The sequence below is a fragment of the Streptomyces sp. CG 926 genome (assembly GCF_003148825.1).
GTDB lineage: Bacteria > Actinomycetota > Actinomycetes > Streptomycetales > Streptomycetaceae > Streptomyces.
The window spans coordinates 227412-239629 of the sequence record NZ_QGGZ01000004.1 but is presented as its reverse complement, the minus strand read 5'-3'; the positions used below and the strand labels follow the sequence as shown (position 1 = coordinate 239629).

Here is a 12218-nt window from a genome sequence, read left to right as displayed (position 1 = left end):
GGCCCTCCGTAGACTCGGGGCCACCACTCCGCGCCCCCGCCGCCACCCGGCCGGGGCGCGGTCCTTCATCTCCTCGTACCCCTGGGGGCCGTCCGTGACCATCGCACACAGCTACCGCCAGCCCGGCACGGTCCTCACCGACCACCGGTTCTCCGTCCCCCTGGACCACGCACGCCCGGACGGGGAGCGGATCGAGCTGTACGCCCGCGAGGTCGTGGCCGCCGGCAAGGACCCCGGGACGCTGCCCTGGCTGCTCTACCTGGAAGGCGGTCCCGGCTTCGGAGCCCGCCGTTTCGTCGGCCGCCAGGCCTGGCTGGAGCGGGCGCTGACCGAGTACCGGGTGCTGCTCCTCGACCAGCGCGGAACCGGCCGCTCCACCCCGGTGAACCGGCAGACCCTGCCGCTGCGCGGCACGCCCGACCAGCAGGCGGAGTACCTCGCCCATTTCCGCGCCGACTCCATCGTGCGCGACGCCGAAGCCATCCGCCCCGGGCTCACCGGCGGCGCGCCCTGGACCGTGCTCGGCCAGAGCTTCGGCGGCTTCTGCACGACCCACTACCTCTGCACCGCGCCCGAGGGCCTGACCGCCGCCCTGATCACCGGCGGCCTCCCGTCGCTGACCGCCACCGCCGACGAGGTGTACCAGGCCGCGTACCCGCGCATCGAGCGCAAGAACCGGGCCCACTACGCCCGGTACCCGATGGACGTCGAGCGCGCCCGCCGGATCGCCGCCCACCTCGCGGAGCACCCGACCGAACTCCCCGGTGGCCACCGCCTCACCGTCGAGGGCTTCCAGTCCCTCGGCATCCTCCTCGGCGGGGGCGACGGCAGCCACCAGCTCCACTACCTGCTGGAGGACGCCTTCGTGCCGACCCCTGCGGGACCCGCCCTCTCGGACGCCTTCCTGGAGGGCGTCCGCTCCCAGCTCTCCTTCGCCGGACACCCCCTCTACGCGCTGGTCCACGAGGCGATCTACGCCCAGGACCCCACCGCGCCCACCGCCTGGGCCGCCGAACGGGTACGCGCGGACCACCCCCGCTTCGACGCGGGCAAGGCCCTCGCAGGCGACGAGCCGTTGCTCTTCGGCGGCGAGACCATCCACCCCTGGCACTTCACCACCGACCCGGCCCTCGCCCCGCTGCGCGAGACCGCGGAACTCCTGGCCGCCCGTACCGGCTGGCAGCCGCTCTACGATCCGGCACGACTGGCCGCCAACGAGGTGCCGGTGGCCGCCGCCGTCTACCACGACGACATGTACGTGGACACCGCGCACTCGCTGGAGACGGCCCGCTCCGTCCGGGGCCTGCGCACCTGGGTGACGGACGAGTTCGAGCACGACGGCGTCCGCGCCGGCGGCACGCGCGTCCTGGACCGCCTGCTGTCCCTGGTCCGCGATGCGGCCTGACCGGTGTCAGTGCAGGTCAGGGATGTGACCAGGGCACCGAATCATCGCTCCCGTCGGAGTTGATCACACGTCCCCCGAGTTCCCCGACGCCTCGAACGGGGTTCCCGCAGGGACCCGGAAAGGCCCCTACGCCGGGCACGTTCACCTCCGCCGGGCCGGCGCCTCCCTTCAGGGGCGTCGGCCCGGCGTCGTTTCCGCGGGCGGCTCCACGAACGCGCGGGTCAGGTGCGCGGTCGCCAGCAGGGCGCCGCGCCGACCCGCCCGTGCCAGCAGGCCTTCCCGGGAGGCCCGGGCGGTCTCCCGGTCGCGCTCGTGGGAGTACGGCACCGCCGGATCGCCCAGCTGGATCGCGTGCACCAGCACGTCCCCGGTGACCATCACGTCCCGGGCCCCGGCGCCCTGCTCCACCAGCACCGACTGGTGCCCCGGGGTGTGGCCGGGGGTCGGCAGCAGGGTGATGCCGGGGGCCAGGAGGTGGGTCCCGTCCACCTCGTGCAGCTGCCCGCTCGCCCGCAGCGGCGCCACCGTCCAGTCCCACACCGGGTCCGCCCGGTCGAGCGCGGCCACCTCCGCGCGCTGTACGACCTACCGGGCCGCCGGGAAGTACGGCCGCCCGTCGGCCCCCGACGACCAACCCGCGTGGTCCTCGTGAAGGTGGGTCAGGACCACCGCCTCCACATCGGCCGGGGCGATGCCGGCCTCCGCCAGGGCGTCCGGCAGCCGTCCCGGCACCGGCGCCCAGGAGGCGGCGGGGGACTGCGCCGGCCCGACCCCCGCGTCCACCAGGACCCAGCGCCCGCCGGGCCGGGCGATCGCGAAGCACCGGAAGTCGAGCGCCCAGGTGCCGTCGGGCCCGATCGCGCCGGGGTCCAGCCGCCCGGCCCGCTCCCAGGCGGCCTCGCTCGCCCCCGGAAAGGCCGTGCGGGCCGGCTCGAAGAAGATCCCCGTGGCGTCGAGCAGCGCCACCACCTGTCCACGTCGGTCCATTCGCCTATTGTGCGAGACATGACCGAACAGCCTGATCAGCAGCCCGCCTTGCAGCCCATGCCCACCGACTGGACACGTGCCCTCGCGGTCGTCGCGCACCCCGACGACCTGGAGTACGGGTGCGCCGCGGCCATCGCGCACTGGACGGACGGGGGCCGGGAGTTCGTCTACCTCCTCGCCACACGCGGCGAGGCGGGCATCGACAGCATCGCCCCCACCACCTGCGGCCCGCTGCGCGAAGCGGAGCAGCGGGCGAGTGCCGCGGTCGTCGGGGTGTCCGAGGTGGAGTTCCTGGACTACCGCGACGGCGTCGTCGAGTACGGCCTCGACCTGCGCCGGGACATCGCCGCCGCCATCAGGCGACACCGGCCCGAGCTGATCGTCACCCTCAACCACCGTGACACGTGGGGCGGCGCGCAGGGCGGCGGCTACTGGAACACCCCCGACCACAAGGCCGTCGGCCGGGCCGTGCTGGACGCGGCGGGTGACGCCGGCAACCGCTGGATCTTCCCCGAGCTGATCGAGCAGGGCCTGGAGCCCTGGAACGGCGTGCGCTGGGTCGCGGTGGCCGGGTCCGCGACCCCGACGCACGCGGTCGACGCCGGTCCCGGGCTGGAGCGTTCGATCAAGTCCCTGCTGGAGCACAAGGCGTACATCGAGGTGCTCACGGACCAGGACCCGCAGGAGTACGTGCGTACCTTCCTCACCGGCAACGCCCAGCAGGCCGCGGCCCGGTTCGGCGGGCGTCCCGCCGTGGCGTTCGAGGTCTTCCCCCGCTGACCGGCCGCCCCTAGTCTGACGATCCGTCAGTTCGACGGGTCGTCAGGCATCGGGGCGGAGGTGCGGGACACGGTGATCGACACCATCTCCACGGAGATCGCGGAGGACGAGGAACGGATCCGGCTGGAGGTCGAGGACGGCCTCGCCGTCCTCACCCTGTGCCGCCCGGACAAGCTCAACGGCTGGAGCTGGGAGTCCACCCGCCAGCTCGGCCTGCTCGCGGACCGGATCCGCTTCGACGCGTCCGTCCGGGCGGTGCTGCTGCGGGCCGAGGGCCGGGCCTTCTGCGCGGGCATCGACGTGACCGCACCGGGCGGCGCCGTCACGGGCGGCTCCCCGGCCGAGCGCACCCGCAACTACTACGAGGGCATCCGCTGGGTGCACGAGCGGTTCGCGGTGTTCGCGCGGCTCCCGCAACCGGTGGTGGCCGCCGTCCAGGGCTACTGCCTCGGCTTCGGCTTCGAGCTGGCGCTGATGGCCGACATACGGGTGGCGGCCGAGGACACCGTCTTCGCCCTGCCGGAAGCCGGGCTGGGCGTGGCGGTGGACGCGGGCGGCGACCTGCGCATCGCCCGCGAGGCGGGTGCGGGCTGGGCCAAGTACCTGGCCTTGACGGGCCGGCGCATCGACGCCGCTACGGCGCACCGACTCCACCTGGTCCAGCTGCTCGTCCCCGGCGAGGACCTGGAGGCCACCTCCCGCGCCGTGGCGCGGGAGATCGCCGCCAACGCGCCGCTCGCCGTCCAGGGCATCAAGCGCGCGATCGACGGCTACGCCGATGCCGCCCTTCCGGCGGCCCTCGACCGCGTGGCGATGACCGCGGCCCTCACCCTCACCTCGGAGGACTGCCGCGAGGGCTACACCGCCAAGGCGGCCCGCAGGCCCCCGAACTTCAGCGGAGGCTGAGCACGGGCCGGGTCGAGAACTCCGCGTACATGCCCTCGCCGGTCGGGCCGTAGGTGAACTCGGCCGCGTACGGGTTGCGGTTGGCGGTGGCCAGCGGCAGCCACCCGAGCAGGTCCCCGTATCCGCCGCAGACGGCCTCGCCGCCGTCACCACCGTGCACCGCGCTCGGGTCGCCGCTCAACTCCGTGCTGTAGCTGTCGTAGGCGATGTGCAGGCCGAAGGCGTTCGGTCGGTGGCGCACGCCGCCGCTGCCGTAGGACGGCTCGTCCAAGGGGCAGTCGTTCCCCCATCGGAAGAGGGTGCCGGCCCCGGCCCCGCACGCATGCTCCCACTCGTCGGCGCCGGGTATCCGCAGCCCGTGGGCCGCGAGGGCGGCCGGCATGTCGGCCGCGGGCTCGGTCAGGGCCTCGTCCTCCACGGCCATGAGCACGGTCGCGAGCGTCGCGGTGCGCGGCGGGCTGAGCACCTCGGCGAGATAGGACTTCAGGTCGGGATGCCCGTACCCGTACTCCTCCTCGGCGCTCTGCGCGTAGTCGGCGCTCTGCGCGGCCGTCGGCTCCCAGGCGTCCAGGTCGAACCCCAGCCGCACGCTCCCGCCGGGTACGAGGGCGAACTCCCGCCCCTCGCGCTCGATGCGCACGCGGTGCAGCGGCCCGCCGAGGTGCTCGACGACGTCGAGCAGCACCACCCGACCGCCCACCTGCGCGGCGGCCTCGTGGGCGAGGCCCCCGGCGGCGGCCAGGTCGAGCGAACGCCAGCGGTCAAGAGTCAGTTCGGCGAGAGACATGCCCCGATCCTCGCACCGACCACCGACAACCGGTGTTCAGGGGGACGGGTCGAACGGGCCGCGGCCCAGCTGGGTGCGGACCGGGACCACCTCAGGGTTGACCACCGACCGTCGCTGCCAGTTCGCCCCGTCCACCACCAGGGTGTGCCCGGTCACGAACCGGGCGTACGGCGAGGCCAGGAAGGTGGCGGCCCAGCCCAGTTCACGCGGCGCGCCGACCCGCAGGGCGGGCTGCCGGGCGTCCTTCGCGTCGGGCGCGGCACGATCCAGGCCGCCCCGGACGTCCTCGGTCATGTCGGCGTGCGGGAACAGTCCGGGGACGAGCCCGTTGATCTGGATGCCGTACGGGCCCCACTCGACGGCGAGCGTCTCCACCAGGCTCTTCACCCCGGCCTTGGCCGCGGCGCTGTGGGCGAAGCCCGGTCCGCCCGTCCAGGCGTACGAGGCGCCGATGTTCACGATCGAGCCGCCGGTACCCGCGGCAAGGTGGCGGCGGCCGAACTCACGGGTCATGAACCAGGTGCCCGTCAGCGTGATGTCGACCACCGCCCGCCAGGCGTTGGGCGAGAGGTCCTCCGCGGGGGAGGGGAAGTTCGCGGCCGCGTTGTTGATCAGCACGTCCGGCAGGCCGAAGGCCGCCTGCGCCGCGTCGAACACATCGGCGACCCGCTCCGGATCCCGGATGTCGCAGACGGCGGCCGTCACCCGGCCCGCGCCGGGGACGGCCGCCAACTCCTCCCGAGCCGCCTTGAGCTGCTCGGCGCGCCGGCTCGCGATCACCAGATCGGCGCCGAGCCGGGCGAACTCGGTGGCGATGGCCTTGCCCAGCCCGGTGCCGCCGCCGGTCACCAGGACCACCTGCCCCGCGTAGGTCCCGGGAGGCAGGGCGGCGGCGCCGAGCGCCGGTGGCACGGGCAGCCCGCGCCGGATCTCGTCCGTCATGGGGCATCGATAGCGTGTCGGCGCTCAGATCGCCATCCCCGGCGCGTGCCCGGCCGCTACGGGGTCAGCTCCCCGGGTTGTAGGCCTGCTTGGTCGCGCAGGTCCAGATCACCGGCTTGAGCTTGCCCTTCGCGTTCACGGCCGACCCACCGACCCGGCCGGTGTCCGAGACCGCGTCCGCCGTGCTCGCCCCGCCCGCGGCCAGCCGCGGCAGGGCCTTGACCGGGCCGGAACCGGACCGCAGCAGCGCCTGGTCCGGCAGGGTCATCTGCTCCGGGTGGAACTTGGCCGTGCCGACGGTGAGGTTCGTGTGCGCGCTGATCGCCTCGAACGTGGCGTACGGGTGCGTGCTCAGGCCCCCGGGAGAGGTGACGGGGCCGGTGAGCGGGGGCTCCCAGATCACGGGGGTGTACTCGTGCCACGGTCCGGCCCAGTCGTAGCCGACGACCCGACGGCTCTCGTCGATGTCCTGGACGTAGCTGTCGTTCCCGGCGGGAGCCAGCAGCCGGGCGGGCGTGCCGTCCCCCGGCCACAGCACCGGGTGGGTGCCCTCAAGGTGCTCGCCGGTCTCGGGGACCTCGTAGTCCTGCGTCGCCATGCCGAGGATGTCGCCCTGGTTGTTGATGCCGGTGACCATCGTGATCCAGGTCTGCGGACCGGCGTCGGCCGGGACGGGCAGCTCGCGGACCTTCTGCCCGTCCTTCCAGACGGCGCCGGTGCCGCCGTCGGCGCGGGAGACCACGAATCCGGCGTCGTTGATGTCGGCCTCCAGGTAGGAGCCGTCACTGTCCGGCAGCAGGGTGATCGACGCGGCACCCGCCTGGTACGTGAACAGGGGCGAGGCGCCCCCGAAGGCGTGCAGGACGCCCACCATCAGGCCGTGCGCGTTGACGGCGAGCACCTGCCCCGTGCGGCTCGGGTCGGTCAGCGGGACCCGGTGCACGGTGGCGCCGGTCCAGTAGACGGGCTTGTAGCCCGAGACGCCGACGGCGAGGTCGCCCGTCCCGAGGTCGAAGACCCCTTGGCTGGGCGGCATGTCGCGCGCGTACGACTCGTCGCCGATCGAGCCCAGTACCTGGATCTTCGGTGTGCACTTCGCGTCGGCCGCCGCGGCCGGGCCGGCCGCGGTGATCAGGCCGGCCACGACGATGGCGGCTCCGGCCGCGGACATGCTTCTTCTCATGTGGTGGTCCCCCCTGGACAGGTGCTGTTCCCCGTTGAGTCATGACACGTGCACGCCACATGTTGCCTGATCTTGAAGCGGATGTGGCCTGAATGACGCGTGTTGATCCGGACCGTACGGTTCTCCACCCTGGCGAGCGGTTCACAGATGGGCAAGCGACCGCTTAGTATGCGCGCGGAGCGTGGTTCATCGACGGCGGCTGGAGGCCCCGGATGCAGGCATGGCGAGTACATACCCCCGGCGAACCCCGAGAGGCCCTGCGCCTCGAAGAGATTCCCGAACCGGTCCCGGGCGAGGGTGAGGTACGGCTGCGGGTGCTCGCGGCGAACCTCAACTTCCCCGACGCGCTGCTCGTCCGCGGCCAGTACCAGATCCGCCCGCCGCTGCCCTTCACCCCCGGCGTCGAGATCTGCGGCCTCACCGACGACGGCCGCCGCGTCATCGCCAACCCGAGCCTGCCCCACGGCGGCTTCGCCGAGTACGTGATCGCGTCCGAGCGCGCCCTGCTGCCGGCCCCCGAGAGCCTGAACGACGCCGAGGCCGCCGCCCTGCACATCGGCTACCAGACCGGCTGGTTCGGCCTGCACCGCAGGGCGCGCCTCCAGCCCGGCGAGACCCTCCTCGTGCACGCCGCCGCCGGCGGGGTCGGCAGCGCCGCCGTCCAGCTCGGCAAGGCCGCGGGCGCCACCGTCATCGGGGTCGTCGGAGGCAAGGCCAAGGTGTCCACAGCGGAGGAACTCGGCTGCGACCTGGTGATCGACCGGACGACCGAGGACGTCGTCTCCCGCGTGAAGGAGTTCACCGGCGGGCGCGGGGCCGACGTGGTCTACGACCCCGTCGGCGGAGATTCGTACACCGCCTCCGCCAAGTGCGTGGCCTTCGAGGGCCGCATCGTCGTCGTCGGTTTCGCGAGCGGCGCCATCCCCACCCCCGCCCTCAACCACGCCCTCGTCAAGAACTACTCGATCCTCGGCCTCCACTGGGGCCTGTACGCGGCCAAGGACCCGGCCGCGATCCTCGCCTGCCACACCGAGCTCACCCGCCTCGCCGCGGAAGGCGCGATCAAACCCCTGATCAGCGAAGTCGTCGCACTCCCCGCCGTCGCCGACGCCGTACAGCGCCTCGCCGACGGCACCACCACCGGCCGGGTCGTCCTGGCCATGCCCCGGCAGTCGGGTGGGCCCCGATGACCGCGATCACCGCCGAGCACCTGCGCGCACGCGTCCGGGACCTGCTCGCCGCGCACCCGCCCGCCGACACCGACCGCGGCGACTTCCTGCGCGCCCGCTTCGACGCCGGACTCGCCTGGGTCCACTACCCCGAGGGCCTCGGTGGCCTCGGCGCGCCCCGCTCCCTGCAGGTCGTCGTCGACGCCGAACTGGAGGCCGCCGGCGCCCCCGACAACGACCCGCGCCGCATCGGCATCGGCCTCGGCATGGCCGCCCCCACGATCCTCGCGTACGGCACCGACGAGCAGAAGCAGCGCTTCCTGCGCCCCCTGTGGACCGGCGAAGAGGTCTGGTGCCAGCTCTTCAGCGAGCCCGGCGCCGGCTCCGACCTCGCCGCGCTCGGCACCCGCGCGGTCCGCGAGAACGGCTCCGGCGACTGGATCGTCGACGGACAGAAGGTATGGACCTCCAGCGCGCACACCGCCCGCTGGGCCATCCTGATCGCCCGCAGCGACCCCGCGCTGCCCAAGCACCAGGGCATCACCTACTTCCTCTGCGACATGCACGCCCCGGGCGTCGAGGTCCGGCCGCTGCGCCAGATCACCGGCGAGGCCGAGTTCAACGAGGTCTTCCTCACCGGCGTCCGCATCCCCGACTCCCACCGCCTCGGCGCCGTCGGCCAAGGCTGGGCGGTCGCCCGCACCACCCTGATGAACGAACGGGTCTCCATCGGCGGCATGCGCATCCCGCGCGAGGGCGGCATGATCGCCCCCGTCGCCGCCGCCTGGCGCGAACGCCCCGAACTGCGTACCCACGCCCTCCACCAGCGGCTGCTGGAACTGTGGGTCGAGGCCGAGGTCGCCCGCCTCACCGGAGAACGGCTGCGCCAGCAGCTCGTCGCCGGACAGCCCGGCCCCGAGGGATCCGGCATGAAGCTCACCTTCGCCCGACTCAACCAGGAGATCAGCGGACTGGAGGTCGAACTCCTCGCGGAGGAAGGACTCCTGTACGACGACTGGACCATGCGCCGGCCCGAAGGCGTCGACTTCACCGGCCGCGAGGCCGGCTACCGCTACCTGCGCGCCAAGGGCAACAGCATCGAGGGCGGCACCAGCGAAATCCTCCTCAATATCGTCGCCGAACGCGTCCTCGGCCTGCCCCCCGAGCCGCGCGACGACAAGGACCTCGCCTGGAAGGACCTGAGCCGATGACCACCGCGGCGGCACCGACCGACCTGCTCTACTCCGAGGCCGAGGAGGAGCTCCGCTCCACCGTACGCGCCCTCCTCGCCGACCGCTGCGACGCGAAGAGCGTCCTCGACCGGGCCGAGACCGGCCGGCCGCACGACCCGGCGCTCTGGCACACGCTCGCCGCCGGGATCGGCGCGGCCGGGCTCCTCGTACCCGAGAAGCTCGGCGGGCAGGGCGCGAGCCACCGCGAGGCGGCCGTGGTCCTGGAGGAGCTGGGCCGCGCCGTGGCGCCCGTGCCCTACCTGACGAGCGCCGTGCTCGCCACGGAGATCCTGCTCGGCTGCGACACCACGGAAGCCACCGCGCTGCTACGGGAGCTGGCCTCGGGCAGCACGGTCTGCGTCCCGGCGGTGCCGCTGACCCTGGCTCCCGGCGCGCCGCTCCCGGCCCCCGTCCGGGACCTCGGGGACGGCATCCTGACCGGCACGATCACCTCCGTGGCGGACGCGGTGGCCGCCGACGTCCTGCTGGTCCTGGCCGACAGCGGGCTGTACGCCGTCCAGGTCGCCGCAGCCCGGCTGACCCCGAGCGTCGCCCTGGACCTGACCCGCCCGCTCGCCACCGTCACGCTGGAAGCGGCCGCGGGCACCCGCCTCGCCGACCTCGGAACGGCCCGGGCGGCCGTCGCCGGAGCCCTGCTCTCCGGAGCCGGACTCCTCGCCTCCGAACAGCTCGGGCTCGCCGAATGGTGCCTGACGGAAACCGTCGGCCACGTCCGGGGCCGCCACCAGTTCAACCGCCCCGTCGGCTCCTTCCAGGCCCTCAAGCACCGCCTCGCCCGGCTCTGGCTCGACGTGGCCTCCGCGCGCGCGGCGGCGCGGGCCGCGGCCGACGCCCTCGCCACTTCGGCCCCCGACGCCCCGCTGACGGTCGCCGTGGCCCAGGCCTACTGCTCGGGCGTGGCCGTCCGGGCCGCCGAGGAGTGCGTACAACTGCACGGCGGTATCGGCATGACCTGGGAACACCCGGCCCACCTCTACCTCAAGCGGGCCAAGGCCGACTCCCTGGCCCTCGGCACGGCGGGCCACCACCGCGGCCTGGTGGCGGACTTCGCGGAACTCCCCGCCCCGTAGGACCCGTCGGGCGCAGCCTCCTCCCGGGTCCTACGGGGCGGGGAGGAGGCCCTGCGCCGGGCCGGCCCGGGAGGGTCGTGCGCAAGGTGTTCGCACCGACCCGCGAACGTACCCCGGGTGCGGCAGGGGAGCGCAGGACCTCGTCAGCCCCCGCCGCCGGTCGAGCCGCCGTGTCCGATGGCCATCCACGGCGGGGACTCCACGCGGCGTTCGACGACCAGGTCCACCTGGACGGTGGTGGGTGCGAGGGCTTGTTCCAGTTGCTGATGGAGGGGCGTGGAGTCGGTCGTCCACGGGAGGATCGGTATGGGCCGGATCGGGCGGCCGTTCTTCAGGAGCACGTGCAGGGTGATCTTGGCGGACACCGGCTTCCGGTCCCCCTTGTACGACTCGACGATGGAGTGGTCGATCCAGATCTGCTGTACGCCGCTGAGCGACCGCGGCCGGTCCGTGCGGGGCCCCCGGACGAGGGTCATGGTGTCCGGGGCGGCCGCGGGCGAGAACCGTAGCCGGGTCACGCTCCGGAAGGCCCAGTACAAGATCACGAAGGTGTTGACGACGAGTCCTACCGCGGCGGCGATCCCGACCGCGGCCCAGATCCGGCCGGGACTCTGCTCGAAGACCATCGCCATGACCGCATAGACCGGGGTGCCGTAGAGCGCGCCGGCCGCGAGTGACCCGATGACCTCCCCGGGCCAACGCCCGGCGAGGAACGCGAGCGGCCCGACCTCCTCGCGCAGCACCACGTCGACCACGTCGGGGTCCGAACCATCGATCCGCACGCTGTCCATGACACGACGTTAGGACGGCGCCACGGGTTGGGGAAGAGCACGTACGGCGCCACCGGACTCGTACGCGACCGTGACGCCGTCATCGTCGGCCCGCCCCTGCCCCGGAACGCGAGCGTCGGCGAAGGACTCGCTTCACGGGAGACGGCGACAGCGTCTTGGTTCCCCCCGCCCGTCGACCTGCTTCACGGGGGACGCGATCGTTCAGCGAAAATCGAGCCCTGTCGTCTCTGGGAGGGGTGGCACCATGCGGTGTCATGGCAGATGACAGCACGAGTGCGTTTCAAGCGGGCCGGACGGGGCTCATCGTTCGGATCCCGGAGGCGGAACCGTTCGTCCGTGGGTGGCGTGAACGGCTCGACCCCTCAGCCCAGGCCGGGGTTCCGGCTCACATCACCGTGCTCTTCCCGTTCCTCGACGAGAGCCGAATGGATGAGCATGTCCACTCCGCTCTCGCGGATGTACTGGCAGCCACCAGCCCTTCGATCTGCGGTTCGAGAGGTGTGGGCGACTCCCGGAAGTGCTGTACCTCGCCCCCGAGCCCGACACGCAGCTGCGTCAGCTCACGGAGGCGATCGCCGATCGTTGGCCCGAGGCTCCTCCGTACGGCGGCCGATTCTCCGAGGTCGTGCCGCACCTGACCATCGCTCAAGGTCAGGAAGATGCCGTGATGGAGGAGATCGAGGCCGACCTCGGAGACAAACTCCCCTTCACGTCTCACGTCGCGTCGGTTGAACTGATGGTGCACGACGGAGTGAAGTGGCGAGAACGAGCATCGTTCGCACTCGGACGATGAAGCAGGTCGTGGGCCGGTAGGGGGCGCCGGCGAGGCGGTCGACGATGGCCACCCAGAGTCGGAGGCCGGGCAACGGGCGCTGATGCGCGACGAGCTCGGACGTCCACCGCGTGGTGGCCGTCGCGAGCGCCGCCGATCCGCTGCCACCAGGC

The 12218-nt window shown here is 73.2% G+C and carries 13 protein-coding genes; 7 read left to right on the top strand and 6 right to left on the bottom strand.

Features of this window, described 5'->3' with window-relative positions:
- Positions 1 to 100: 100 nt before the first annotated feature.
- Positions 101 to 1405, top strand: coding sequence for an alpha/beta fold hydrolase (locus BCL76_RS13210; RefSeq protein WP_109779923.1), 1305 nt, complete (start codon positions 101 to 103; stop codon positions 1403 to 1405).
- 168 nt (positions 1406 to 1573) lie between these two features.
- Here the strand turns inward: BCL76_RS13210 and BCL76_RS39745 are convergent, their stop codons facing one another.
- Together BCL76_RS39745 and BCL76_RS39740 are read right to left on the bottom strand one after the other, a co-directional pair.
- A complete protein-coding gene (locus BCL76_RS39745; protein WP_258309604.1) occupies positions 1574 to 1972 on the bottom strand; it encodes a hypothetical protein in 399 nt (132 codons plus the stop codon).
- Positions 1973 to 1990: 18 nt separating this feature from the next.
- A complete protein-coding gene (locus tag BCL76_RS39740) occupies positions 1991 to 2392 on the bottom strand; it encodes an MBL fold metallo-hydrolase (RefSeq protein ID WP_258309603.1) in 402 nt (133 codons plus the stop codon).
- An 18-nt stretch (positions 2393 to 2410) separates the two neighbouring features.
- Between BCL76_RS39740 and BCL76_RS13200 the strand changes: the two genes are divergently transcribed.
- Together BCL76_RS13200 and BCL76_RS13195 are read left to right on the top strand one after the other, a co-directional pair.
- Positions 2411 to 3172, top strand: coding sequence for a PIG-L deacetylase family protein (locus BCL76_RS13200; RefSeq protein WP_109779667.1), 762 nt, complete (start codon positions 2411 to 2413; stop codon positions 3170 to 3172).
- A gap of 72 nt (positions 3173 to 3244) precedes the next feature.
- Entirely contained in the window at positions 3245 to 4078 is an 834-nt protein-coding gene (locus BCL76_RS13195; protein ID WP_109779922.1) for an enoyl-CoA hydratase/isomerase family protein, read from the top strand.
- Here the strand turns inward: BCL76_RS13195 and BCL76_RS13190 are convergent.
- The 3 genes from BCL76_RS13190 to BCL76_RS13180 form a co-directional block, all read right to left on the bottom strand.
- Positions 4065 to 4865 (bottom strand): hypothetical protein, encoded by an 801-nt coding sequence (locus BCL76_RS13190; RefSeq protein WP_109779666.1) that lies wholly within the window; start codon positions 4863 to 4865, stop codon positions 4065 to 4067. The genes BCL76_RS13195 and BCL76_RS13190 overlap by 14 nt on opposite strands.
- 36 nt (positions 4866 to 4901) lie before the next feature.
- Positions 4902 to 5807, bottom strand: coding sequence for an SDR family oxidoreductase (locus BCL76_RS13185; protein ID WP_109779665.1), 906 nt, complete (start codon positions 5805 to 5807; stop codon positions 4902 to 4904).
- Between the two features lie 64 nt (positions 5808 to 5871).
- Positions 5872 to 6978, bottom strand: a complete 1107-nt coding sequence (locus BCL76_RS13180) for a hypothetical protein (RefSeq protein ID WP_109779664.1) — start codon at positions 6976 to 6978, stop codon at positions 5872 to 5874.
- A gap of 224 nt (positions 6979 to 7202) precedes the next feature.
- Between BCL76_RS13180 and BCL76_RS13175 the strand changes: the two genes are divergently transcribed.
- The 3 genes from BCL76_RS13175 to BCL76_RS13165 are packed head-to-tail and all read left to right on the top strand — an operon-like array spanning position 7203 to position 10482.
- Entirely contained in the window at positions 7203 to 8180 is a 978-nt protein-coding gene (locus BCL76_RS13175; protein ID WP_109779663.1) for an NADPH:quinone oxidoreductase family protein, read from the top strand.
- Positions 8177 to 9370 carry an acyl-CoA dehydrogenase family protein gene (locus BCL76_RS13170; protein ID WP_109779662.1) on the top strand — a complete coding sequence of 398 codons (1194 nt, stop codon included), beginning with the start codon at positions 8177 to 8179 and terminating at the stop codon, positions 9368 to 9370. Before BCL76_RS13175 ends, BCL76_RS13170 begins: the two co-directional genes overlap by 4 nt.
- Entirely contained in the window at positions 9367 to 10482 is a 1116-nt protein-coding gene (locus BCL76_RS13165) for an acyl-CoA dehydrogenase family protein (protein ID WP_109779661.1), read from the top strand. Before BCL76_RS13170 ends, BCL76_RS13165 begins: the two co-directional genes overlap by 4 nt.
- Before the next feature lie 143 nt (positions 10483 to 10625).
- On the opposite strand, the gene BCL76_RS13160 is transcribed toward BCL76_RS13165, so the two are convergent.
- Complete coding sequence (locus BCL76_RS13160; RefSeq protein WP_109779660.1) at positions 10626 to 11273, bottom strand: hypothetical protein; 648 nt, start codon at positions 11271 to 11273, stop codon at positions 10626 to 10628.
- Between the two features lie 517 nt (positions 11274 to 11790).
- Here BCL76_RS13160 and BCL76_RS39735 point away from each other — a divergent pair.
- A complete protein-coding gene (locus BCL76_RS39735) occupies positions 11791 to 12066 on the top strand; it encodes a 2'-5' RNA ligase family protein (protein WP_258309601.1) in 276 nt (91 codons plus the stop codon).
- Positions 12067 to 12218: the final 152 nt, after the last annotated feature.

Coding starts and splice junctions, on each gene's coding strand:
- BCL76_RS13200 (WP_109779667.1), top strand. CDS start 2,411: ATGACCGAACAGCCTGATCAGCAGCCCGCCTTGCAGCCCATGCCCACC.
- BCL76_RS39740 (WP_258309603.1), bottom strand. CDS start 2,392: ATGGACCGACGTGGACAGGTGGTGGCGCTGCTCGACGCCACGGGGATC.
- BCL76_RS13180 (WP_109779664.1), bottom strand. CDS start 6,978: ATGTCCGCGGCCGGAGCCGCCATCGTCGTGGCCGGCCTGATCACCGCG.
- BCL76_RS13185 (WP_109779665.1), bottom strand. CDS start 5,807: ATGACGGACGAGATCCGGCGCGGGCTGCCCGTGCCACCGGCGCTCGGC.
- BCL76_RS13165 (WP_109779661.1), top strand. CDS start 9,367: ATGACCACCGCGGCGGCACCGACCGACCTGCTCTACTCCGAGGCCGAG.
- BCL76_RS13190 (WP_109779666.1), bottom strand. CDS start 4,865: ATGTCTCTCGCCGAACTGACTCTTGACCGCTGGCGTTCGCTCGACCTG.
- BCL76_RS13170 (WP_109779662.1), top strand. CDS start 8,177: ATGACCGCGATCACCGCCGAGCACCTGCGCGCACGCGTCCGGGACCTG.
- BCL76_RS13160 (WP_109779660.1), bottom strand. CDS start 11,273: ATGGACAGCGTGCGGATCGATGGTTCGGACCCCGACGTGGTCGACGTG.
- BCL76_RS13175 (WP_109779663.1), top strand. CDS start 7,203: ATGCAGGCATGGCGAGTACATACCCCCGGCGAACCCCGAGAGGCCCTG.